A 22,332-nucleotide genomic window follows, 5' to 3' on the forward strand; every position below is an offset into this window, starting at 1 on the left:
CACTCGGCTTTTATGCGCCGCGTGTCTTCTCTCCCCAATGTCGCGGCCACGCACCCCCTGGCTGTACCGGTTCGTGCGGGACCGGCAGTCACAGGCCGAGCCGCTCGGGGTGATCCTCGTGATCGGTCTCGTCCTCGTCTCGACGACGGTGGTCGTCACGTTCGGCTTCACCGCCATCGAGGACGTCCAGTCGCGGTCGGAGATCGACCGCGCCGAGAACGGCATGACGCTTTTGGACTCCCGACTGTCGACCGTCGCGCTCGGCGATTCGGAGCGTCAGTCCGTCGACCTCCCCACGTCGAACGGGGGGTACACCGTCGACGAGGACGCGGGAACCATCAAGATCGTCCACCGGAACTACGACGGGAGCAACGACGTCGAGCTGGTGTCGAACACGTCCCTCGGGGCCATCGTCTACCGAAACGAGAACGGCGACGACGCCATCGCCTACCAGGGCGGCGGCGTGTGGCGGCGGTACGACGACGGCTCGACCCGCATGGTCTCGCCGCCGGAGTTTCACTACCGCGAGGGGTCGCTCACCTTCCCGCTCGTCCGCATCCGGGGGAACGGCAGCGCCGCGGGCCGGACCACCGTCGGCGCCAGTACCACGGAGACCAGCACCTCGCTCTATCCCCGCAACGAGACGTACCCGGACGGGACCGAGTACCGGAACCCGGTCGAGAACGGGACCGTGGCGGTCACCATCTGGAGCGAGTACGCCGAGGCGTGGGGGTCGTACTTCGAGACTCGGACCGACGGCAACGTCTCCTATCCGGCACCCAACCAGGTGACGGTCGAACTGATCAGCATCGGCACCCTCGGGGACTTCCAGATGCCACCGGAGACACAGGGGATCACGGTCCGCGGGATGGACGCCGGCCACTCCCTCGACGACTTCTCCTTTACCATCCGCCCGCAGGACACCGAGGAGTCCTCGTTCTCGAACCTCGATTGGTCGTTCTACGCCAAGCAGGGCCAGCGGGAGTTCGAGATTCACGTCGGCGGTAACGGCGTGAACAGCTGTAACGAGGACGTGGCGCTGTCGATCTACTACAGCGACGACGGCGGCGATACCCACCACGGCTGGTACAGCGACAGCTACCTGGAGACGGAGTGTGGCGAGGTGAACGGGAAACCCGCCGACGGCGACGAGATCTGGGTCGACGTCGATCTCACGCCCGAAAACTCGACGGACATGACCTTCCAGAAGGTGAAAAACGACAACGTCCACTTCAAATCCGGCTCGAAGACGCTCGCGAGCGACGCCAAATTCGAGGAGCACTCCCCCGACCCGAACGTCACCTACTCGTCGGGCAACACCGAGAACTTGACGCTCGTCACCAGACATTACTTCGCCCAGATGGGTCCCGACTTCGACCTCGTCGTCGCCGACGGGAACAACGCGGGGATCGGCGAATCCGGCTCCTCGGGCTACATCTACTACGGGGGCAGCGGCAAAGTCGTTACCTACCTCCACATCACGGAACACAACGTGACGGCCACGGTCGGCTGATCAGTCGATCGAGGTACGGATCGTGGTCCGGCTGATCCGGAGGTCGTCGGTCCGGAACGTACAGCTGACCGTCCCGTTGCCGGCGAGGGGGTCACAGGGCGTGGCCGCAGGTGACATCCCGTCGAGTTCGTCGTCGAGATACCGCTTCCAGGCCGCCGCCCGTCGGGGTTCGGTGTCGACGGTGAGCGTGACGTTCCCGGTCGGTTGCTCGTGGGCCAACACCGCCGTGGTACCCCTGACCCCGCGCACGAGGACGGTCGTCGAGCCGGACCGGCGCTGGACGTCGCCGGTCCGGGATTCGAGCGCGACGTAGTGGATCACGGTCCGGTCCTCGTCGAAGTAAAAGGGCGGTTCGCGACGCATCGCGGCTCCGCCCCGATCGACTCGGATCACCGCACCCATCTCGTAGACGACGCCGCTGTCGAGGCTCTCGCCCGAACGGCCGAACGTGATCGACCGGCTCTCGACGGTGCCCGGAACCGAGCCGTTCTCCAGTGTGACCTCGGAGTCCGAGGTGTCCCCGAGTGTCAGCGTCGTCTCCGCGAGTTTGATCTCGGTCGCCCGCGAGGGCGCCCCGCCGTGGACGATATCGCCGTGGTTGTCGGCGAGCACCTCGAAGGCCCGCTCCCCGTTGTCGATCCGCTCGGCGTTGCGGGCGTCCTGGAGGCTCCCGAGGCCGACTACGCTCACCAGCCCCACGGAGGCCGTGATGAGCGAGAACACGAGGACGAAACTCAACACGTCGCTGACGGCTCGGTCGGTCATTCCGCGTCCCGCACCTCCAGCGTCCCCGAATCGTAGACGATCACGACCGGGCCGCCAGCGAGGCTGGTCTCGGCGACGGGGAGGCGCGACCGGAACCGAACCCGGATCGTCACGCCCGTCACGCTCGTGTTCAACACGAGCCGATGGATCCCCGCGTCGGCGGTGTCGGTCACCTCGATCAGATAGGATCCGCCGGCGACGCGGCTGGGCAGGTCGACCCGGAGCCGGAGTTCACACGACGGACAGTCCGCGAGTCGCCCCGCGCTCGTCACCTCCTCGGCGAGCGTCTGTCCGATCACCTCGAGTTCGGTCCGCGCCGACTGGTCGCGCTGGCTCTCCATCAGCCCGCCCCCGGCGACGATCAACCCCGAGATGAGGACGGCGGCGATGCCGAGCGACAGGACGTAGCCGAGCGCCGTCGAACTCCCCCGGCGGTCCGACCGGAGGGTCACGGCGGACACCCCCCGCCGCCGTCGGGGCTGTGGATCTCCGAGACGGTCCGACGGTTCTCTGGCGTCGCGCCGTCGACCGCCGTCGCGTTGATCGCGTACGCCGTACTGTTGGACAGCCCCGTGAAGGTGACGTCGCCGTCGGAGGTGGTGTAGTTCGAGGGCGAAACTTCCGTCGACCCGTCGGAGACGTTGTAGAGACCGACCGCGACGTAGTCGAAGTCGCCGTTCGGATCCGTCACGTTCCAGTTCACCCGGAGCGACGTCGAGGTGTTGGTCACGTCGTATCGCTCGAAGGTGGGATCGGTCGGCGGCCCGCCGACCTCGCCGGGGGCCGTCCGCACCGTCCGCCGGTAGTCGATGTCCGGGCTCGCGACCGAGACGTTCGCCGTCGCGGCGTACACCGCCGGTGACGTGTACGGCCCGCCGGCGTCGCTGTCGTTGTACGTCGGCGGCGACGGGGGCGCACACTGACCGGGGTAGTTCTGCGTGTCGACCGCCGACCGGATTCCGGCCTCGTACCGGTCGACCACGAGCGAGTACGTCCCCGTCGCGTCGGTTCCGTTCGCTATCGAGACGTTCACCTCGTCGTCGAACGGGAGCGTCGTCAGCGGACGGCACCGCTCGCCGTCGACCCGTGCGGCCGTCAGGTCGACCCAGTTGCGTCCGCCGCCGAGCGAGCACGCCTCGCTCTCGCCCTCGACGCGGAGTTCGTTCGCGGTCCCGTCGAGGACGACGTCCCGCGCCGTGCCGTCGTCGACGACGATCCGGACAACGTCGTCGGTTTCGACGTGCAGTCGGGCGTTGCGCACCCGCGCGTCCGTCACGACCGTCCAGTTGCCCCTCGAGTCGTTCTCGGGTGTCAGCGTCGAGGTGGCGTTGTCGTCGGCGATGCGCGTCCCCCGGCTGACGGTCCGCCGCTCGACGTCGGTCGCCAGGCTATCGGTCGCCGACTGGTTTCCGAGGGTCCGTATGGCGACGCCGGTGACGTTTCGGTAGTCGTCGCGGCGGGTCCCGAAGTCGGACGCGTCCCCGCGGTTGACGTGTTCGATGGCGTCGCCGAGCACGTCGACGGCCACGAAGCGGAACGTCGTCGCCTTCTCGACGTCCGTGTTCGTCTGTCGGGTCGCCAGGTTCTCCGTGTAGATGACCGAGTTGAGCAGCAGGCTGAGCGAGAGGAACACGACCGCGAGGGTGAGCGCGCCGACCAGCAGTAGTTGGGCGCGGTCGCTCGATCCGTCCATCGGGAGGCTCACATCCGCCATACGACCACCTCCACCCTGACGACGTTGTACAGGCCGGTGTCCGACCTCGACGGGACGAAGTTGCCGTAGGTGCTCGACCCGTTGACGGTGGTGTCCGTCGCCGTCCCGTTCGCGTCGTACAGCGGGTCGTCGTCGTAGAGCGCCAGCGACGTCGTGGCCGTGGCGGCGTTGTCGCTGGGTTCGCCCCGGTAGATGAACCGCTCCCGGGCGACGGTTCCCGTATCGCCGGTGTAGGTGACGTAGACGTTGAACGCGACGCCGCGGGACTGGAACGTATCGAGGAGCATGCGCCCGAGACGCGTCTCGTTGACCTCGGCGTCCGTCGTGTAGGCCCCGGCGGAGACGCCGTGTAACGTCCCGTTCGTGTCGTCCCAGTGGACGACGGCGGCCTTGAGCGCACCCGTCTCGCGGGCCGTATCGAGCACCCCCACCGCCGACGACTGCTGTTGGTTCTCGATGTGTTGGCTCGACGTGCTCGCGGACAGCGGGGTGACCGCGGTCACCTGCAGCGCGAAGACGACGCTCGCGAGCAGGATCATCCCCGCCGTGACGGCTTCGAGCGTGTGTGCCTGTGCGCGCACTGTCACCACATCCTGACGACGACCGTCGCGGTGGTTCCGTCGACGTGGACGACCCGCCGACCGATCACCGACGCGCCGCTCGACGGGACGGGTTCGCCCGCGTTCAGTGCGACGCCCCCGGTGCAGTCGTCGGTGTCGCTCACCGTGACGTGTTGACCGTCGGTACAGACCGGGTTCTGCGAGCCGCCGTTCGGGTCTCCGCCGACGACGGTGACGTTCACGTGGTGCCCCTCGGTGAGGCCGACCTGCTCGGAGAGCGGGTCCGAATCGTCGAACGGACAGGTGCCGGTAGGGTCGGTGTCCGTGTCGTTGAACAGGTAGATAGTGCACTCCCGGTCCAGCGTGGTGGTGTCGTCGCCGCCGTCGAGCAGGTCGTGGACGACCGTGTCGGCGATCCGGTCGACGCTCGCGAGTTCCTCCTGGGGGCCCTCGGCGAACGGCTGGAAGATGCCGGGGACGAAGGCCACCACGAAGGCGACGGTGACGAGGAAGACGCTCGTCCCGATGGCGAAATCGATGGTCGTCTGTCCGCGCCCGTTCATCCGACCACCAGCCAGACCGCCAGCGCGATCGTCTGCAGGATCACCACGAACTTGATTCCGGCCATCAGCTTCGCCGTCCGGATGTACCCGCTGATGATCCCCGAGAGGATGGCCTGCAGGGTCACGGCGTGGAAGAACAGCAGCGAGAGGAGCTGCACGTCGATGCCGCCGCCGAACTGCTGAGAGCCGCCACCGCCGCCACCCGAGGCCTGCTCGGTCAGCCCCGCCATCACGTCGAGGAACTGGGTCTTCAGGATGGCCATCACGCCCAGCAGGGTGAGATACGTCATCAGGATGATCGCCACCTGCATGCGGGTCCGGGACCGACGTTCGCGTTCGATGTCGTCCTGGTTCTCGCTGGCCTGTGCCGCGGTGGTCAGGACCTGCGTGATCTGACTGGAGGCCTCCTGGGCCTTGCTGATGAGCTTCACCGTCCGGGCCAGCCGCGGGACGTGATATTTGTTGTTGAACTCCACGAGCGCGTTGCGGAGGCTCATCCCGTAGTTCACCTTGGCGTAGACGACGTCGAACTCGTCGGCGAGTTTGCCCGACGACGTCTCCGCGACGGTGTCGACCGACTCCAGCAGCGTCTGTCCGGTGTCGTTCGCGCTCGACAGCTTCCGCAGGTTGTCCGAGAGTTTGCCGGTGATCGCCGCCCGCGTGCGGACGTTCCACTCGTGGAAGACGCCGAGCGGGATCAAGGTCAGGTAGAGCGGCACGTAGATCCAGACGAAGGTCCCCCACACCGGTGCCTGTACCATGCCACCCCACGTCGTCGGGGCCGCACCGCTCACCCCGGCGAAGGCGAGCAACACCAGCGCCGCGGGGGCGGTCAACAGGAGCGTGAACTGCGGGTGGTCACGGAAGAAGTGGTGTGGCTGCCGCAGCAGCTGTTTCGTCCGGAAGGTGCCCTCGCGGGACTTGATGCGGTCGAAGATCCCGAACTCGCCGACGTATCGCTCGATCAGCCCGAGGTGAAAGAGGCCGTCGTCGCCGGTCTCCTGGACCCGGTCGCTCCCGTCCGACGGGTCGAGGTATCCGTCGCCCGGTTCGTCCTGTTTCACCGTCGAGACCAACACCAGGAACATGACGCCGGTGATCGGGATCAGGCCGTACACCGTCGCGTACAGCATGAACGACTGAGCCTCCCCGAGCATGCTCATGATGACGAGGATGATGATCAACAGGAGCGGGAACAGCGAGAGGGTCATGTACATCTCGCCGAACAGTTCGAGGGTGTCGAGGGTGACCTCCTGTTGCTGTTTGGCCGTCCGCATGTGTTTGTCCTTCTTATCGGAGAGGAAGGCCTGCATGTTCCCCCCGGAGTTGACGATGGAGAGCATGTCCGTCAGGAACTGCGAGAGGTCGTCGCTGGGCGTCTCCGCGGCCTGCTCCTGGATGGCGTTCCGGTAGTCGGTGCCGAAGTACTCCGTCTCCTGGACGATACTCTGGAACTCCCGGGCCACTTCGCCGTAGGTGTCGTCGGCGCGGGCCATCGCCTGCAGGATCTCCAACTGGTTCAGCCCCCCGACCGACAGCGCGTACATGAACGAGATGGAGTCCGAGAGCAGCATGTTGATCTCCCGCTTCCGGCCCGAGGCCCGCGAGTAGGGGATGCCGACGAGGGTGCCGAACCCGGTGACGAACCCGATGGAGCCCATCACGAGCCCGACGATGCCGATGGCGAGCGGGACCTTCACCTGCTCGATGAGCCTGACGACCGTCTCGTTGGGGATCCGCGCCCCCGTCGAGAACAGGTCCGGGGAGACGATTCCGAGGGCAAAGAGGCTGTAGCCGACGAAGGTTCCCAGGAGCCACAGCACGAGGCCGAGAAGGACGCCGACCGCGAGGGCCCGCGAGAGGTAGAGTTCGACCGTCGTGGACATCCGCGCCTGGGCCAGTTTCGTCTCCACGTCGTCGACGAAGTCGCCGTCCTCGTCGAACAGCCGCTGGAAGAGGGGGTAAAACAGGTCGCCGAGGCTGTCGATGCTCCGATCCAGCCCGGTTCCGGTGTCGAGGCTCACGTCAGCCCTCCCCGTCCGCGTCGGTCACGTCGCCGAACCCCCAGTCGTCGATGTCGGCCTCGCTCTCGTCGGCCTCGCTTTCGTCGGCCTCGTCCGGCGACGATTCCGGATCGAGGTCGACGCCGGGATCCGGGTCGGGATTCGAGTCCTCATCCGGATCGAGGTCGGGATCCGGGTCGGGATTCGAGTCCTCATCCGGATCGAGGTCGGGATCCGGGTCGGGATTCGAGTCCTCATCCGGATCGAGGTCGGGATCCGGGTCGGGATTCGAGTCCTCATCCGGATCGAGGTCGACGTCTGGGTCCGGGTCGATCGACACCTCGTCGTCGGTCCCAACGTCCGTCACCGGGTCCGTGTCGGACCCGGCGGGCGACTCCCACCCCTCGTCGTCCGACGATTCGAACGAGATGCCGAACTCCTCGTCGGGGTCGTCCGCGAACGGGCTCGCTCCCTCGTCGCCGGCGTCGTCCACGTCGAACTGGGCGTCCACCTCGTCCCCGACACCGTCTTCGGAGTCGGCTTCGCTCCCCGTCTCGGTCGCCGCGTCGGTCGGTTCGGCCGTCACGTCCGCGGCTCGGTCCATCCCCACCAGCGCCGTGTCGACCCCGTCGACGTCCTCGCCGCGGTACTCGTCGAGCAGTTCCGTCTCCGCGCGGTCGAGGATGTCGGCACACAGCGCCAGTGCCTCCTCGCTCGGGTCCGGTCGGGGCACCATCGCCTCCTTCTCGGGGTCGATGTCGATCAGGACGGACTCCATCTCGCGGAGGTCCTCCAGGCTGCGTTCGAGTCGATCCTCGGCCATCAAGCCGAGGATCGTCTCCTCGTCGTTGATGAACGCCTGGACCGTGGCGGCCACCTGCGTGTACGTGTTGAGTCCGTTCTCGATGAGGTACGCCAGGACGACCTGCCGTTTGAAGATTTCCTCCTCGAGGGTCTCCCGAGTCCACCCGCGGTCGAAGCGGATCTCCTCCAAGGTGTTGGAGTCGCTCATGCGGAGGAACTCGTCGGTCTCGGCCTGCCACTGGTAGACGTCCTGCACGTTGATCTCGTCGTTCTCGGCGTCGTAGAAGTTGATCTCGGTGAGGTTCTTGTTCCGGCGGACCTTCCGCCCCTCGACTCTGGTCTGGGTCTGGATCGACACCAGATCGAGCGCCGTGAACATCGTCTTCGAGACGTTGATCGGCTCGGTCGTGAACCGCTTGAGTACCTCACCCACGCTGTCGGCGTGGAACGTCGTCAGCGTGGTGTGCCCGGTCGACATGACCTGGAAGAGGGTCCGGCCCTCCTCGCCACGGATCTCGCCCATGACGATGTACTCCGGGCGCTGGCGGAGCGCGGCCTCCAGCAGGTCGAACTCGTCGACTTCGCCCTGTTCGTCGTCGGAGAACGAGGGCCGGGTGACGGAGGCGACCCAGTTGCGCTGGGGCAACTCCACCTCGCGGGTGTCCTCGATGGAGACGATCTTGGAGTTCGAGGGGATGAAAAGCGAGACGGCGTTCAGGCTGGTCGTCTTCCCCGATGCCGTCCCGCCGGCGAAGATCAGCGACTTGTTGTTCTCGATGGCGAGCCACAGGTACGCCATCTCCTCCAGCGAGAACGTCTTCCAGTTGATGAGGTCGACGGGCGTGAACGGGACGTCCTTGAACTGGCGGATGGTGTAGTTGGTGCCGTGGTCGGACACCTCCTTCCCGAGGGTCAACTGGGCGCGGGACCCGTCGGGGAGGGTCGCGTCCACCTGCGGACGGCGCTTGCTGATCCCCTTGCCGGACCGCTGGGCGAGCTTGACGACGAAGTCGTCGAGTTCGTTCTCGCCGTGGTAGACGTTGGAGATGATCTGCTCGTAGTCGCTGTGGTAGACGAAGACGGGCGAGTTGTAGCCGTCACACGAGATGTCCTCGACGTTGATGTCGTGTTTGATGGCGTCGATCCGTTCGTAGCCGATGAAGTCCCGCTTGAGATAGTACAGGAGCTTCTCGACCTGATACTCCGAGAGGTCGTTCGCGTCCTCGGCCATGACGGCTGGTTCGGGGCGGGCCCTGATGCCGCGGAGCTCCTCGTCGGTGTCGCTTCCGGGCTGCCAGCCCAGCCGTGACAGGAGCCGGCCGGCGGTGCCGTCGCCGCTCTCGACGCCGAGTTGGCTGGCGATGGTGTCGAGCAGGCCCGTCCCCGACGTGCGCGCGTAGAGGTCGTACCGTTCGAGCAGGGCGAACGTCTCGTCGCGGATGACCCGTTCGCGCTCGTCCAAGCCGCCGGCGACGCCCACGTCGGCGTACTTGATCGCGTTCTGGAGCTTGGCCGTCAGAAACTCGACCAGATCCTCCTCGATGGGCGTGGTGTGGGGTTGGATCACGTAGTACTTCTGCTCGTTTTCCTTCAGCGAGCGGAAGATGACGACGTAAGCGTACGGCTTGTTCACCCAGTATCGGTCCACCTCGACGAAGTGTGTCTTCTTCTCGAGGGGGACCGTCTTCTCCATGTCGTACCGGTTCGCGATGGTCGTCGTTCCGAACTCGTCGCTGAAGAAGGCGTCCTCGTCGATCTCCTCGTCGACCGACACCGTCCGCTCGTCGACGACCGCGTCCAACTCCGCCGCGACGTCCGCGGCCCCCGACAGCACCCGTTCCGTCTCCGCGGGGTCGAACCCGAGCGTGTCGGTCGGATCGAACGGGGCCGGCTCCCCGGACCCGTCGGTCGGCGGATTGCCGTTCGCGTCGTAGTAGAACTCCTCCTTGTAATCCTCCCACGACCAGAGATCCTTGACGACCGGCGGCCCGTCCCCCTGCACCCGCGAGACGGCGGCGTCGAGCCGTGTCGCGGCCTCCTCGCCCGCGGCGAGCAGCGCGGATAACCGCTCGATGTCGACCGTCTCGCGGTCCGGGTCGACGGTCGCCGCGCCGTCGAGCTCCCCCGACTCGGAGCTCTCGGCGTCGTCGATAGCCATTGACCGTTTCAGGGACTTCACGAATATAAACTCTGTTGGCCGATCTAGTCGGCTGATAATCGGAGTACCCCACGGCGTCGGCGTCGGGGCAACCTCGAATGTTTTTTGAAGGGGCCTCGCTTAGCGAACGCCACGACACCATGACATTCAGTCGCAGGAAGATCGTCGCGGCCGCTGCCGGGCTCGTTGGTTCACTCGCCGGCTGTTCGGGGGGTTCGGACGGCGGCGACGGTGCGGAGGAGACGGACACGGCGACGGCCACGGCGACGGCCACCGAGACGCCGACCGCCACCGCGACGTCGACGCCCTCCGGTCCACCCGAAGACGCGCCGGAGTTCACGATCAACAACGAGAACAAGACGTTCATCCCGATGGTCGCCGAGGTGGAGCCGGGAACCGTCGTCAGGTGGACCACCGAGAGCCTCAGCTCGCACAGCGTCACCTCCATGTCGCCGTCGAGTTCGGAGAGCGGTCGGCGGGCGTGGAACCCCGAGGTGGCCTCGGACTGGGAGCTGGACGAGGACCTCGGCTCCGAGCCGGTCACCCACTACTTCCCCGAACCGGGAGTCTACGAGTACAAGTGCGACTACGACTTCGGCCACATCGGCGGCTGTGCGGCCGTCGTCGTCGGCGATCAGGAGTACGACCAGGAGATGCTGCCCTGCGAACCGCAGTAATCTAGGGCGCAGGGGACCGGTCACCGGTGCCGGTCCGCACGCACTTTTATCACTCATTCGACCGTTCCCCCAAGTGTCATCCGTATGAGTGGGCTCGATCGTATCGCGAACGTGACCGGTGAGGTGGGGGAACGCGACGCGGCGGCGGCGACCGTTCGGGCCGGGGTCGTCCTATCCGAGATGCTCCGGACGACGCTCGGGCCGACCGGCCGCGACAAGATGCTCGTCGGCGACGGGACGGTCGTCCTGACGAACGACGGAGCGAGCATCGTCGACCGGATGGAGATCGAGTCGCCGGCGGCACGGATCGTGGCCGACGTGGCGCGCGCCCAGAGCGGCGAAGTCGGCGACGGGGCGACGTCGGCGATCGTCCTCGCGGGGGCGCTGCTGGACGAGGCGAGTTCGCTGCTCGACGACGGGTTCCACCCGACGACGGTCGTCGACGGCTACCGGACGGCGGCGGCCCGAGCGGGCACGGTTCTCGACGACGTGGCGTGGACGCCCGATCCTGACGACGGATCGACGCGCCGGAACGTCGTGGCGACGTCGATCACCGGCCGCTGGGACGAGGCGCGGACGGCGTTTCTCTCCGACCTCGCGGTGCGGGCGTTCGACGCCGTCCGCGGGTCGTCGGGGCGGCGGCTGTCGAACGTGACGATCCACGGCGTCGCGGGCGGGGGGACGACCGACTCCGAACTGCTCGACGGCCTGGTCGTCGACACCGACGCCTCCTCGACGAGCCTCTCGGAGGTCGCCGCGCCGGTGCCACAGCGCGTCGACGACGCCCGCGTCGCCGTCGTCGACGACGAACTCACGATCCAGTCGCCGGACGCCGTCTCCCGGTACTCGTTCGAGGATGTGGGTGATCTCGAACGGGCACAGGCGTTCGAGACGGGGGAGTACCGCCGGTACGTCGAGGCGCTGTCCGCACACGACGTGGACGTGCTGTTCTGCCAGAAGTCCGTCGACGACCGGCTGCGAACCATGCTCGCGCGCGAGGGTGTGCTGGTCTTCGAGCGGACCCGACAGGACGAGGTCCACAAACTGGAGCGGGCGACCGGCGCCCGCCCGGTGATGCGTCTCGACGCGCTCGACACGGCGTCGGTCGGCCGGGCGGACGCGGTCGAACGGGTCACTCTCGGCGACGGCGCGTTCGTGATCGTCCGCGAGTCGACGTCGTCGCAGGTGTCGGTGCTGCTCCGCGGCGGGACGGACCACGTCGTCGACGAGACGGAGCGCATCGTGGTCGACGCCGTCGGCCTGCTCGACGAGTTCGACGCGCGGCCGCGACTCGTCGCCGGCGGCGGCGCCGTGGAGGTGGCGCTCGCGACGGACGTTCGGAGATACGGCCGGCGCATCGGGGACCGCGAAGCCGTCGCGGTCGAAGCGTTCGCGGACGCGCTGGAGACGATCCCCGTCTCGCTGGCGCGGAACGCCGGCCTGGACCCGATCGACAGCCTGCTGGAACTCCGGCGACGGCACGCGGACGACGAGACGCGGATCGGCGTCGACGGCGAGGCGGGCGGGATCGCCGACGTGTCCGACCGGGGCGTCGTCGAACCCGCTCGCCTCAAGCGGCGCGTGGTCGCCAACGCGACCGACGCCGCCGCACTCCTCCTCCGGATCGACGGGATCATCGAGACGGGGCCGTCGGAGGACGGGAGCGGCGGCCACGATCACGACCACGACCACGACGGACCCCACGCCGGCGGCGAGTTCGAGACCGATCCGCACGGCTACCCTTGGGCGATCGGCCACTGAAAAACGCGGCCGCGATCAGGACGGCCGGGCGGACGTGCCGCGGGACTGGCTCTCGACGTCGCCGAGGTCGTCCGGATCGATGGAGAAGTCGAACGCCGCCTGCGGGATGGAGACGGTGACGCAGGTGTTCGGCAGGTCGACGATGCCGGCGATGCGGCTCTCGACAGGGATGGTGCTGAGCGCGAAGTATGCCTGCTCGCCGGTGTAGCCGAAGTTCTCCAGGTAGTGGATGGCGTCGAGGCACGCCCGGCGCATGCCGACGTTGGCGTTCTTGTAGTGCTGGGTGCCGTCCTCGTCGACGGAGTAGCCCTCGAAGGTGACGTACTCGCTGAACTGCGGTTCGACGTTGCCCGGCTTGAAGATGGCGTGGTCGAGGCCGAACTGTTCCTGCCCCCCTTTGATGAGGTCGACCCGGAAGTCGATCCAGCCCGCCATCTCGATGGCGCCACAGAACGTGATTTCGCCGTCACCCTGCGAGAAGTGGATGTCGCCGGTGATGAAGTTCGCCCCCTCGACGAAGACGGGGAGGTAGACGCGGGAGCCGCGGCTGAGGTTCTTGATGTCGCAGTTGCCCGCGTTCTCCCGGGGCGGGATGGTTCGGGCGGCCTCCTGACTCGCCTGCTCCAGTTCCTCGCCCTCCATCGACCCGAGCATGGCGTCTTTGGGCTCCGGCGGGAGCGCCAGCGGGGGTTGCTCCTCGCGGGTCTCGTGGTTGACGGCCGTCTCGACGTCCGGGCCGTCGTCGATGAGTTTCCGCTCCCGGCGGTTCCACTCCTCCAGCAGTTCGTGCGATGGCGCCGTCCCGAGGATGCCGGGGTGGGTCAGCCCGGCGAAGTCGACGCCGGGGACGTGCCGCGACCGGGTGTAGACGCCGTCGAGTTCCCAGATGGCCTTGCGCGCCTCGGGGAAGTGATCGGTGAGGAAGCCGCCGCCGTTCTCCAGGTCGAAGATGCCGGTGAACCCCCACTCGTGGTCCGGGAAGGCGCCGATATCGAGGATGTCGACGACGAGGACGTCGCCGGGTTCGGCGCCGTTCACCTCGATCGGACCGCTCAGGTGGTGGTTCGGCGCGAGTTCCATGTCCCGGATGTCGTTCGCGCTGTCGTCGTTGACGACCTGGCCACCCGTCCAATCGAGACACTCCACGCGGAACTTCTCGCCGGGTTCGACGCTCGCCGCGGGCGGCGTGTCCGGGTGCCACCGGTTGACGATGGGGTCGGGCTGTTCGTCGGGGGGTGCGTCGGTGTCGACCTCGAACACTGTTTCGGGCATGGTCCGTTCAAAAAATTATAATTAATCAATATATACTTTGGCATCGTTTCAACTGATAATCATTTACGGGCGGCTGTCCGAGGGCGAAATTTAAGCACTGCCGACACGTTTTTCGGGGGGATGACGGAGGAAGAGCGAACCGACGCCGAGGCGCGGATCGACCTCTACGGGGCGGTCTGGACGCTGTTTCGCGACCGACCCTTCGACGCCGAGACGCTCGGACGGCGGCTCGTCGAGCGGGGGGACCACAAGGTGGTCGCCGGGAGCGACGAGCCGGCGGCGTCGCTGGCGCGGTTGGTCGAGGCGGGCGTGCTGGAGTCGACGCCGGAGGGCTACCGCGTGGTCGTCGAGCCGAACGCGGCCGCGGACGCGCTGGCGGCGGACGAGCCGCTGTCGACGGAGGCGGCTCGTCGACGCGTCCTGTCGTCGTTGACGGCGTCGGCGTCGGACGAGTCGGGGACGCTCGTCCGGGAGGGGGAACGGTACGCAGTCGTCGAACTCGGGGTCGAGGAGTCGGTTGAGGCGGCGGCCGACCGGGCGGTCGCCGCCGTCGACGCGGACCACCGGGGCGTCGTCGTCGCGACGCCGGGGACGAACGCCGACAGCGCCCAGCGGCTCGCCGACCGGCTGATCGAGACGCGCTCGTGGGCGAAGGCCGGATCGACCGTCGTGGAGGGCGACGACGCCGCCGACGAACTCGTCTTCCGGCTGTATCTGGACGCTCCGGGGGGCGTCTGACGGTCGTCGACACCCGTCACAGGGACGCGGCCGCGAACGCCAGCCCGATGCCCGCGAGCGCCCCCAGCAGGTTCGCGGCGGCGTACCACGCGGCGAGGCGTCGGTCGCCGTCCTCCCAGAGCCGGACGGTGTCGACCGAGAAGGAGGAAAACGTCGTGTAGGAGCCGCAGGCGCCGGTACCGACGAGGAGGAGGACGTCGGTGCCGGCACCGAGGGACGTGACCAGCGCGAGGACGAAGGAGCCGACGACGTTGACGGTGAAGGTTCCGTAGGGGAACCGCCGGTCGCCGGTGACGCCGCCGACGTACTGGTTCGTGGCGTACCGCAGGACCGCCCCGACGGCCGCACCCGCGCCGATCAGGTAGGCGGGTGTCACCATTCGCCGACCGCCTCCAGCGACCGCGCGAGTCGTCGGCCGACGAGAACGGCGGCGAAGCCGGACGCGTAACTCGCCGCCACGTAACCGGCGCCGACGAACGTCGGCGACTGGACGGCCTCGAGGGCGAACGTGCTGTAGGTGGTAAACGAGGAGAGAAAGCCGGTTCCGGCGACGATGCTCGTCTCCTCGCTGAGGACGCCGACGAGTTCGGCCTCGTAGGTCAGGAAGCCGAGCGCGAGACAGCCGAGGACGTTCGCCGCGAACGTGCCGCCGAGTCCGGGCACGACCAGCGAGAGGAGGTGACGGAGGTTCGCGCCGGCGAACCCGCCGACTGCGATGAGAAAGACGAGTTCGACCGTCCGGAGGCGCGCTGCCGTATCCCGTGCCATCGTTCCGTCCCAGTTCGAGCTACCGATCCGGAGTTCGCGGCCCCTCGGTATAAGTGCGACGCCCCGACGCGCGTTTGTAACCGCCCGGAGTAAATGTTGTTTCAATGTAGTATCTATGCAGTAAATTATGGAAAAATTATAAGTCCCGGTTCGGTGACGTATAACTGTCATGCGTCCAATCAGTCAACACGGCCGAACTGCGGGGATCGGAGACGATGGCGCTCTATAGCGTCCTCGGGATGGGCCTCCTGTTCGTGGGGGGCGTCCTGTTCGTCAACGGGCTGTGGTTGCTGGGACACGGATCGGACAGGGACGTGGCGACGTTCAACCTCCTGACCGGGTTGATTACGTTCCTGATCGTCCTCTGGTGGGGATTCGGCGGCGACGCCTCGGAGGGGACGCCGTTCAACGCGGCGGGAACCCTGTTGTTCTCGATGACGTATCTCTGGATCGCGGCGAACGCGTACCGCGGCGTGGAGGACCAGCGCTCCTTTGGCTGGTACTGCTTTTTCGTCGCGCTCACGGCGCTGCCGACGGCGTATCTCGTCTTCCTCGGCGGTGACCTCGGTCTCACCGGTCTCTGGCTACTCTGGGCGGTGCTCTGGGCCGCGTTCTTCCTCCTACTGGGCCTCGAGCGCGACGAACTCACCGAACCGGTCGGCTGGTTCACCGCCGCGACGGGCGTCGCCACCGCCGTCGGCGGCTACCTGATGGCCGCCGGATTCTGGCCCTGGGCCTGACCGCATTTTATTTCTGATATGTAATATGAATACAAACGTCAGTTGGTCTGATTTGTTACAATAACGTTAAGTCATTTTCCGAGACATTTCTTCCCGGGTTTAACGACCCCTGGTACCAATGCCCGAAGTAAAATTCGAAGTCGACACGGACAGTCCGCCGGACGAGCAACCCGGAGCCAACCCGTTCAACCGGTGGCATCCGGACATCCCCGCGGCGGTGGAAGTCGACGACGGCGAGACGGCGCGCCTCGAGGCCCTCGACTGGACGGGAGGGCAGATCACCGACAACGACGACCCCAACGAGGTACGGGACGTCGACCTCAATCAGGTCCACTATCTCGCCGGCCCCGTCCACGTCAACGGCGCCGAACCCGGCGACCTCCTGAAAGTCGAGTTCCTCGATATGGGGCCGCTCAACGGCCGCTCGGAGTTCGGCTTCACCGGCACCTTCTCCCAGCAGAACGGCGGCGGCTTCCTCACCGACCACTTCTCCGACGCCGCCAAGTCGATCTGGGACCTCGACGGCTACACCGTCTCCTCCCGACACATTCCCGACGTCCGATACGAGGGGAAGATCCACCCCGGACTCGCCGGCTGTGCCCCGAGTCAGGAACTCCTCGAACGGTGGAACGAACGCGAACAGGAACTCATCGACAAACACGAGGCGGATCCCGAGTCCATCCAGAACCATCCGACCGGCGAGGAAGTGCCCGGGGTCGCCAACCCGCCGACCAAAGACGGCGCCCTGATGGGCGAGATGGATTCCGAGGAGGCCGATGCGGCCGCCGAGGAGGCCGCCCGGACCGTGCCGCCCCGCGAACACGGCGGCAACCACGACATCAAGGACCTCTCCATCGGATCGACCGTCTACTTCCCCGTCTACGTCGAGGGCGGGAAGTTCGGCATCGGCGACTTCCACGCCTCGCAGGGCGATGGCGAGATCACCTTCTGTGGCGCCATCGAGATGGCCGCCTACATCGATCTCAAGTTCGAAGTCGTCAAGAACGGGATGGAGGACCACGGCGTCACCCACCCCATCTTCGAACCGGGTCACCGCGGCCCCAACTTCGAGGACTACGTCACCTTCTGTGGCTACTCGGTCACCGAGGACGGCGAACAGCATTACATCGACTCCCATACGGCCTACCGGCGGGCCTGCCTCCAGGCCATCGACTACCTGAAGAAGTTCGGGTACACCGGTCAGCAGGCCCTCCACATCCTCGGGACGGTGCCCATCGAAGGCCGGCAGAGCGGCGTCGTCGACGTGCCCAACGCCTGCTCGACGCTCGCGCTCCCGACCGGCGCCTTCGAGTTCGACCTCTCGCCGGGCAGCCTCGGCAACGCCGAGGACCGCGGCGACCTCGTCGTCACCGACGACCCGCTCGGCTGATCGAGTGCGGAGGATCGACGCTCACCCGTCCGGGTCCCGATCCTCCATCGCCTCGTGGACGGCCGCGGTGAGTGCCCTGATGTCCGGACGCGACGCGTCGTCCTCCGACCGATCGGTTTCGTGATACCGCGCTCCCGCACGAAGTGCCAACTGTACCACGTCGTTCGTGTTCAGGATCGACTCGCCGGCACGGTCGTTCAGATCGTCCCGGATCCGGCTCAACAGCTCGCGGGTGTCGTTCGACAGCGTCACCGAGACACGCACCGCGTGTGGTGTCTCGTCGTGGAGTCGCGTCGCCTGCCGCGCGACGGCGTCGTCGTGATCGTCCATGTTCCGTCCGTCGCGAGGAAGCGTCTAATGTATTGCCCCGGCTGGTACGGAACGGTGGCGTACCGAAATCGATGGAATCAGTTGTTCGTGCTGGGTTCGGTCTCGTCGTCCGCCGTGGCCGTCTCCTCGGTCGTGGTCGTCGAGGAGTCGCCGCTCGAGGGATCGGCGCCCTCCTGGAGTTCCTCCTCGATCTCCTCGCGCCCGCGTTTGAACTCGCCCATCGCCTGGCCGGTCGAGCGAGCCAGCTTGGGGATCTTGTTCGCCCCGAACAGCAAGACGAGGACGAAGAGGACGATGAGCAACTCCGGCCCGCCGGGCAACCCGGGGAACAGTGGGACGATTGGGTCGTGCATCACTACCTCGGGGTAGCCGATTGGCGATTATAGGCTTTTTGGACCGGTCAGTCCGACTCGACACCCCGACGACCCAGTCCGGCCGTCCGGCCGGATCGCCGCAGCCGACAGTATAATAGCCGCCACCGACGAACGGGGACCATGGTCGACATCGGCGACGAGGCTCCCGATTTCACTGCGCCGCTCGCGAACGGTGACGTCGAGACGTTCACTCTCTCGGAGCACCTCGACGAGTCACCCATCGTCCTCGCGTTCTTCCCCGCGGCGTTCACCCCCACTTGCACCAGCGAGATGTGTTCGTTCCGCGATCACATGGCCGAGTTCGAGGCCATCGACGCGACGGTGTACGGCATCAGCGTCGACCTCCCCTACACCCTCAACGAGTTCCGCGAGCGGAACGACCTGAACTTCGGGCTCATCAGCGACGAGCGCCGGGAGCTGATCGACGCCTACGGCGTGGCGTCGTCGTTCTCCCCGCTCGAGATGCGCGTCGCCCGGCGGGCGGTGTTCGTCGTCGACGGCGACGGTACCGTCACGTATCGGTGGGTCGGGGACAACCCCAAACAGGAGCCGGATTACGAGGCGGTCCGCGAGGCGGCGGCCGAGACGGCCTGATACTGTTTATTGTACGTCAGTACCGGTGGTTCGCCGGACTGTCCTGGCGAACCACCGGTAAACAGTTACAATAGTCCGTACGAGACCGACCGCGCGCTTTTGTGACTCGGGAGTGCACGGTGACTATGGGCACCGACGACGCCGACACCGACGACGCCGACGGCCGGAAGTACGATCCGGACGCGTCACACGCCTTCCCGGACGGGAAACTGAACCGGGTCCTCCCGGCCCTCGTCGAGGACCCCGAGGTGCGGACGTATCTCGACGCTCAGAACGTCAACGCCGTCACGCGCAAGGGGTACAACGATCACGGTCCGAAACACATCCAGATCGTCCGCAACCGCGCCCTCCGGCTGTACGAACTCCTGAAACGGGCCGGCGTGGCGTTCAACGGGGCGACGGATCAGGGGCTGTCCGAGGCGGACGAACCGGTGATCGTCGCGCTCGCGGCCACGCTCCACGATGTGGGACACGTCGTCCACCGCGACCGGCACCCTTACTACTCCATCCCGCTCGCCGCGGACCTCCTCGACCGGTTCCTGCCCGAGTTCTACGACACCGAGGCGGCGGTCCGCGTGAAAGCCGAGACGCTCCACGCCATCCTCTGTCACCACACCGAGGAGGACCCGCTCACCCGCGAGGCGGGAGTCATCCGCGTCGCCGACGCCCTCGACATGGAGCGTGGCCGCTCCCGCATCCCCTACGAGAAGGGCGGCCGCGGGATCAACACCCTCTCGAGTCGGGCGATCCGCGACGTCTCGCTACGGGAGGGCGACGACAGGGCGGTCCTGGTCGAAATCGAGATGGTGAACGCCGCGGGCGTCTACCAGGTCGACAACCTGCTCAAGGCGAAACTGGAGGACTCGACGCTGGAGGATCACGTCCGCATCGTCGCCATCAACACCAAAGAGGAGAGCGGGCTGGTCGAACGGATCGAACTCTAGTCCGAGACGACCGTCTCGTCGACGCCGGCGAGTTCGAGCGAGCCACCGAGGGTCCGGTTCGGGTAGGGGATGTTGATATCCTCCTCGTCGAACCGCTCTTTGACGCCCGTGACGTACTCGCCACGGGTCTTGACGAAGTCGGAGCGGCTGGGGTCGTCGATCCAGACCCGCGATTTGAGCACGACCGACGAGTCGCCGAGTTCGGTCAGCCGCACCGACGGCGCGGGGTCTTCGAGGATGTCGGGGTGGGCGTGGGCCTCCTCGAGGATGATCTCGTTCGCCCGCTCGATGTCGTCGTCGTAGCCGATGCCGAAGGGGACCTGCAGGCGGAGCTGCCCCTTGGCGACGGGGTTCTTGATGACGCCGTCGGTGAGGTGGGAGTTGGGGACCGTCAGGAGTTCGTTGTCGAAGGTCCGCACCCGCGATACACGGAAGCTGATGTCCTCGACGATGCCCGAGTTGCCGTCCCACTCGATCCAGTCGCCGATCTTGAACGGCTTGTCGGTGAAGATGAAGACGCCGGCGACGAAGTTGGCGATGACGTCCTGCATGGCGAAGCCGATGGCCAGGGTCGCGGCCGCCGCGACCGTCGCCAGCGACTGCAGGAAGTCGCCGTAGCCGGCCATGCCGAACGCGACGGCGACCCCCGCGAACACCACCACCAGGAGCGTGAGCTTCCGGAGCGGCCGGCGGGCGTGTCGCTCCAGCCCTCGATTCTCCATGAGACGGTCCACCAGCGGGAGGACCACCGCGCGTCCGATCACGTAGACGGCGACGAGGACGACGACGAAGATGACCGCCGAACCGATGGCGTCGGCGTACGGCACGCCGTTCCGACCGAGGAACTCCGCGAGTGCGCCGTTCTGGAGCGGAACCGCGGCCCCGGTCATCGGTGCAGCACGGCCGTGTTGCCCCGCGTCTCGACGACGGCCGCGTTCGTCCGCTCCGCGAGGTCGGTCGCCAGCGACTCGACGTCGGTTCCGCCCTGGGCCGAGCGCAGGAACTTCACTTTCACCAGCTCCTCCCCCTTCAGTTGGTCGTCACACTCGTCGACGACGGTGTCGACGCCCCCCTTGCCGACCCACAGGGTCACGTCGAGGTCGTGGGCCCGCTTGCGCAACGCTTGCGTATCCATACCCGCAACTGACTCCGAATCGGTTTGAAACTTTATATTAACGACCCGGAAACCGCGTCGACGGCGCGGGAACCGACGGAATCGGCGCCGCCACGGCGCTCACTCGTATGGGTAGCGGGCCGTCGCGCCACAGTCACACCGGACGACCACGTGCCCGTCCGCCAGCCGGACGCGGGCGTTCCGCCCCGGTCGGAGGTAGGCGTCACACGCGTCACAGGTGAACCGCCGGAACGATCGGGGGAGCGTGAGGCGGTTGCGCTCGGCGATCCGCCGGGCGAGGCGGACGTACCGCCGGGCGCGGTCGGGGTCGTCCGCCGCGACCGCCTCCCGAGCGAGCGCGGCCAGCCGGTCGATCCGTTCCTCGGCGATGCCCATACTCGAATCCGGCCGGGCGGTGGCAAAGGCCTTCCGACAGACCGGTAGCGTGAAAACCGTCACCGCGCAATCGACCCCCGTGCGGGTGTTGAACTACCTCGAACTGGCGGACCGACTCGATCGGAGCGGGATCGGGACCGCGGCCGACCAGCAGCGCGCGGCCCTGGCGACGACCGACGTGTCGGTGCTCACGTCGCCGTGGACCGGCGGATCGCCGCCGCGAGCCCTCGGTGCGGCGCTCCGCGGCGGCGACGTCTTCCGGTCGTACGACGTCGCGCACTGCAACATGATCGGGCCGGGATCGATCGCGGTGGCCCGCCACGCGAAGCGGACCGGGACGCCGCTGGTGCTCCACGCCCACGTCACGCGCGAGGACTTCGCCGAGAGCTTCCGGGGGTCGACCCACCTCGCCCGCCCGCTCGGGCGCTACCTCCGGTGGTTCTACTCGCAGGCCGACCTCGTGCTCTGTCCCAGCGCCTACACGAAGCGAATCCTGGAGTCGTACCCCGTACGGGCGCCGATCCGGCCGATCACCAACGGTGTCGACGTCGACTCCCTCTCCGGCTTCGAGTCCCTCCGCGGGGAGTACCGCGACCGCTTCGACCTGGAGGGCCTGGTCGTCTTCTCCGTCGGCAACGTCTTCGAGCGCAAGGGGCTCACTACCTTCTGCCGCCTCGCCGAGGCGACCGACTACGAGTTCGCGTGGTTCGGCCCCTACGACACGGGGCCACAGGCCTCCGAGACGGTCCGGCGCTGGGTGCGGAACCCCCCGGAGAACGTCACGTTCACGGGCTGGGTCGACGACAAGCGCGGCGCCTTCGCCGCCGGCGACGTCTACTGCTTCCCGACGAAGGCGGAGAACCAGGGTATCGCCGTCCTGGAGGCGATGGCCTGCGGGAAGCCGGTCGTCCTCCGCGACATCCCCGTCTTCGATGAGTTCTACACCCACGAACACGACTGCCTGAAATGTTCGACCCGGGCGGAGTTCCGCGCGGCGCTGGACCGACTGGCCGACGACCCGGACCTGCGGGCGCGCCTCGGCGAGAACGCGGCGGAGACGGCGGCCGAACACTCCCTGGAGCGGGTTGGCGAGAAACTCGTCGACGCCTACGACGAAGTCACAAGCGATTAACCCCTGCTTGCCGAACCGCCGG

24 protein-coding genes are annotated in these 22,332 nt (G+C 67.1%); 9 read left to right on the forward strand and 15 right to left on the reverse strand.

What is annotated here, in order from left to right; genetic code table 11:
* The first annotated feature begins 37 nt into the window (after positions 1-37).
* Positions 38-1,513 (forward strand): DUF7289 family protein, encoded by a 1,476-nt coding sequence (locus NO364_RS02635; protein ID WP_257628460.1) that lies wholly within the window; start codon positions 38-40, stop codon positions 1,511-1,513.
* Here NO364_RS02635 and NO364_RS02640 read toward each other — a convergent pair whose 3' ends face one another.
* From NO364_RS02640 to NO364_RS02670, 7 genes are read right to left on the reverse strand one after another with little or no spacing between them, the layout of a single operon-like run.
* The gene (locus tag NO364_RS02640) at positions 1,514-2,278 is read right to left on the reverse strand and encodes a DUF7289 family protein (protein ID WP_257628461.1); all 765 of its coding nucleotides are present in this window, start codon (positions 2,276-2,278) and stop codon (positions 1,514-1,516) included. It lies immediately after the preceding gene.
* Positions 2,275-2,730 (reverse strand): DUF7266 family protein, encoded by a 456-nt coding sequence (locus NO364_RS02645; protein WP_257628462.1) that lies wholly within the window; start codon positions 2,728-2,730, stop codon positions 2,275-2,277. The genes NO364_RS02640 and NO364_RS02645 overlap by 4 nt, the downstream gene beginning before the upstream one ends.
* A complete protein-coding gene (locus tag NO364_RS02650) occupies positions 2,727-3,992 on the reverse strand; it encodes a fibronectin type III domain-containing protein (protein ID WP_257628463.1) in 1,266 nt (421 codons plus the stop codon). Before NO364_RS02650 ends, NO364_RS02645 begins: the two co-directional genes overlap by 4 nt.
* Complete coding sequence (locus NO364_RS02655; protein WP_257628464.1) at positions 3,980-4,582, reverse strand: DUF7288 family protein; 603 nt, start codon at positions 4,580-4,582, stop codon at positions 3,980-3,982. The genes NO364_RS02650 and NO364_RS02655 overlap by 13 nt, the downstream gene beginning before the upstream one ends.
* Positions 4,576-5,115 (reverse strand): DUF7287 family protein, encoded by a 540-nt coding sequence (locus tag NO364_RS02660; protein WP_257628465.1) that lies wholly within the window; start codon positions 5,113-5,115, stop codon positions 4,576-4,578. The genes NO364_RS02655 and NO364_RS02660 overlap by 7 nt, the downstream gene beginning before the upstream one ends.
* Complete coding sequence (locus NO364_RS02665; protein ID WP_257628466.1) at positions 5,112-7,139, reverse strand: type II secretion system F family protein; 2,028 nt, start codon at positions 7,137-7,139, stop codon at positions 5,112-5,114. Before NO364_RS02665 ends, NO364_RS02660 begins: the two co-directional genes overlap by 4 nt.
* Before the next feature lies 1 nt (position 7,140).
* On the reverse strand, positions 7,141-10,080 hold the full coding sequence (locus NO364_RS02670) for a type II/IV secretion system ATPase subunit (protein WP_257628467.1): 2,940 nt from the start codon (positions 10,078-10,080) through the stop codon (positions 7,141-7,143).
* Positions 10,081-10,220: 140 nt separating this feature from the next.
* On the opposite strand from NO364_RS02670, the gene NO364_RS02675 reads away from it, so the two are divergent.
* Together NO364_RS02675 and thsA are read left to right on the forward strand one after the other, a co-directional pair.
* On the forward strand, positions 10,221-10,757 hold the full coding sequence (locus tag NO364_RS02675) for a cupredoxin domain-containing protein (protein WP_257628468.1): 537 nt from the start codon (positions 10,221-10,223) through the stop codon (positions 10,755-10,757).
* A gap of 84 nt (positions 10,758-10,841) precedes the next feature.
* Positions 10,842-12,518 carry a thermosome subunit alpha gene (gene thsA, locus NO364_RS02680; RefSeq protein WP_157688794.1) on the forward strand — a complete coding sequence of 559 codons (1,677 nt, stop codon included), beginning with the start codon at positions 10,842-10,844 and terminating at the stop codon, positions 12,516-12,518.
* A 15-nt stretch (positions 12,519-12,533) separates the two neighbouring features.
* Here the strand turns inward: thsA and fmdA (NO364_RS02685) are convergent, their stop codons facing one another.
* Complete coding sequence (gene fmdA, locus NO364_RS02685; protein ID WP_157688793.1) at positions 12,534-13,790, reverse strand: formamidase; 1,257 nt, start codon at positions 13,788-13,790, stop codon at positions 12,534-12,536.
* Positions 13,791-13,910: 120 nt separating this feature from the next.
* On the opposite strand from fmdA (NO364_RS02685), the gene NO364_RS02690 reads away from it, so the two are divergent.
* Positions 13,911-14,528: a hypothetical protein gene (locus NO364_RS02690; protein ID WP_157688792.1), complete on the forward strand. Its 618-nt coding sequence runs from the start codon at positions 13,911-13,913 to the stop codon at positions 14,526-14,528.
* Positions 14,529-14,544: 16 nt separating this feature from the next.
* Here NO364_RS02690 and crcB read toward each other — a convergent pair whose 3' ends face one another.
* Entirely contained in the window at positions 14,545-14,907 is a 363-nt protein-coding gene (gene crcB / locus NO364_RS02695) for a fluoride efflux transporter CrcB (RefSeq protein WP_157688791.1), read from the reverse strand.
* Complete coding sequence (locus tag NO364_RS02700; RefSeq protein WP_157688790.1) at positions 14,901-15,296, reverse strand: fluoride efflux transporter FluC; 396 nt, start codon at positions 15,294-15,296, stop codon at positions 14,901-14,903. Before NO364_RS02700 ends, crcB begins: the two co-directional genes overlap by 7 nt.
* 215 nt (positions 15,297-15,511) lie before the next feature.
* Here NO364_RS02700 and NO364_RS02705 point away from each other — a divergent pair, with 215 nt between their 5' ends.
* Both NO364_RS02705 and fmdA (NO364_RS02710) read left to right on the forward strand, forming a co-directional pair.
* Positions 15,512-16,036: an AmiS/UreI family transporter gene (locus NO364_RS02705; protein WP_199243755.1), complete on the forward strand. Its 525-nt coding sequence runs from the start codon at positions 15,512-15,514 to the stop codon at positions 16,034-16,036.
* Positions 16,037-16,154: 118 nt separating this feature from the next.
* On the forward strand, positions 16,155-17,426 hold the full coding sequence (fmdA, locus tag NO364_RS02710) for a formamidase (RefSeq protein ID WP_157688789.1): 1,272 nt from the start codon (positions 16,155-16,157) through the stop codon (positions 17,424-17,426).
* A gap of 21 nt (positions 17,427-17,447) precedes the next feature.
* Here fmdA (NO364_RS02710) and NO364_RS02715 read toward each other — a convergent pair whose 3' ends face one another.
* Together NO364_RS02715 and NO364_RS02720 are read right to left on the reverse strand one after the other, a co-directional pair.
* Positions 17,448-17,756 carry a hypothetical protein gene (locus NO364_RS02715; protein WP_157688788.1) on the reverse strand — a complete coding sequence of 103 codons (309 nt, stop codon included), beginning with the start codon at positions 17,754-17,756 and terminating at the stop codon, positions 17,448-17,450.
* Positions 17,757-17,833: 77 nt separating this feature from the next.
* Entirely contained in the window at positions 17,834-18,109 is a 276-nt protein-coding gene (locus NO364_RS02720) for a Sec-independent protein translocase subunit TatA/TatB (RefSeq protein WP_157688787.1), read from the reverse strand.
* A gap of 141 nt (positions 18,110-18,250) precedes the next feature.
* Here NO364_RS02720 and NO364_RS02725 point away from each other — a divergent pair, with 141 nt between their 5' ends.
* Together NO364_RS02725 and NO364_RS02730 are read left to right on the forward strand one after the other, a co-directional pair.
* Entirely contained in the window at positions 18,251-18,724 is a 474-nt protein-coding gene (locus NO364_RS02725) for a redoxin domain-containing protein (RefSeq protein WP_157688786.1), read from the forward strand.
* Positions 18,725-18,849: 125 nt separating this feature from the next.
* Positions 18,850-19,668 carry an HD domain-containing protein gene (locus NO364_RS02730; protein ID WP_157688785.1) on the forward strand — a complete coding sequence of 273 codons (819 nt, stop codon included), beginning with the start codon at positions 18,850-18,852 and terminating at the stop codon, positions 19,666-19,668.
* On the opposite strand, the gene NO364_RS02735 is transcribed toward NO364_RS02730, so the two are convergent.
* From NO364_RS02735 to NO364_RS02745, 3 genes are all read right to left on the reverse strand, one after another.
* Entirely contained in the window at positions 19,665-20,558 is an 894-nt protein-coding gene (locus NO364_RS02735) for a mechanosensitive ion channel family protein (protein ID WP_257628469.1), read from the reverse strand. The genes NO364_RS02730 and NO364_RS02735 overlap by 4 nt on opposite strands.
* Complete coding sequence (locus NO364_RS02740; RefSeq protein WP_157688783.1) at positions 20,555-20,803, reverse strand: YhbY family RNA-binding protein; 249 nt, start codon at positions 20,801-20,803, stop codon at positions 20,555-20,557. Before NO364_RS02740 ends, NO364_RS02735 begins: the two co-directional genes overlap by 4 nt.
* A gap of 99 nt (positions 20,804-20,902) precedes the next feature.
* On the reverse strand, positions 20,903-21,178 hold the full coding sequence (locus NO364_RS02745) for a ribonuclease P protein component 4 (protein ID WP_157688782.1): 276 nt from the start codon (positions 21,176-21,178) through the stop codon (positions 20,903-20,905).
* A 79-nt stretch (positions 21,179-21,257) separates the two neighbouring features.
* Between NO364_RS02745 and NO364_RS02750 the strand changes: the two genes are divergently transcribed.
* A complete protein-coding gene (locus tag NO364_RS02750; protein ID WP_157691084.1) occupies positions 21,258-22,310 on the forward strand; it encodes a glycosyltransferase family 4 protein in 1,053 nt (350 codons plus the stop codon).
* Positions 22,311-22,332: the final 22 nt, after the last annotated feature.

Origin of the sequence: Haloplanus salinarum (genome assembly GCF_024498175.1) — an archaeon.
Lineage (GTDB): Archaea > Halobacteriota > Halobacteria > Halobacteriales > Haloferacaceae > Haloplanus > Haloplanus salinarum.